The sequence below is a fragment of the Bacillus sp. HNG genome (assembly GCF_003400205.1).
GTDB lineage: Bacteria > Bacillota > Bacilli > Bacillales > Bacillaceae_L > Ferdinandcohnia.
Genome location: NZ_QUQV01000058.1, coordinates 1 through 619, shown reverse-complemented (window position 1 = coordinate 619; position 619 = coordinate 1). Strand labels below are relative to the sequence as shown.

5 tRNA genes are annotated in these 619 nt (G+C 51.7%); all 5 read left to right on the top strand.

The features are described 5' to 3' along the window. The first annotated feature begins 52 nt into the window (after positions 1-52). Positions 53-127 (top strand) — tRNA-Gly (locus DZB84_RS24665). A 15-nt stretch (positions 128-142) separates the two neighbouring features. Continuing rightward, positions 143-231, top strand: a tRNA-Leu gene (locus DZB84_RS24660). A gap of 13 nt (positions 232-244) precedes the next feature. Next, a tRNA-Arg gene (locus tag DZB84_RS24655) sits at positions 245-321 on the top strand. A gap of 5 nt (positions 322-326) precedes the next feature. After that, a tRNA-Pro gene (locus DZB84_RS24650) sits at positions 327-403 on the top strand. Between the two features lie 11 nt (positions 404-414). Next, positions 415-490 (top strand) — tRNA-Ala (locus DZB84_RS24645). The last annotated feature ends 129 nt before the right edge of the window (positions 491-619 follow it).

The following is a 619-nucleotide window of genomic DNA, read 5'->3' as shown; positions in this document are numbered from 1 at the left end:
TTAGGATCTAGTGTCTTTGACGTGGGGGTTCGAGTCCCTTCACCCGCATTATGCGGAAGTAGTTCAGTGGTAGAACACCACCTTGCCAAGGTGGGGGTCGCGGGTTCGAATCCCGTCTTCCGCTCCAGAAGAAATTTTAAATGCCGGGGTGGCGGAACTGGCAGACGCACAGGACTTAAAATCCTGCGGTAGGTGACTACCGTACCGGTTCGATTCCGGTCCTCGGCACCATTTTAACAATAATGCGCCCGTAGCTCAATTGGATAGAGCGTCTGACTACGGATCAGAAGGCTATGGGTTCGACTCCTTTCGGGCGCGCCATATTACGGGAAGTAGCTCAGCTTGGTAGAGCACTTGGTTTGGGACCAAGGGGTCGCAGGTTCGAATCCTGTCTTCCCGACCATTTAAATATTTGGGGCCTTAGCTCAGCTGGGAGAGCGCCTGCTTTGCACGCAGGAGGTCAGCGGTTCGATCCCGCTAGGCTCCACCAACAGTTCTTTGAAAACTGAACACAATACAAGCGTCAACGTTAATTCTAAGTAACAAACTTATTGAGCAATCAATACTCTTATTGGAGAGTTTGATCCTGGCTCAGGATGAACGCTGGCGGCGTGCCTAA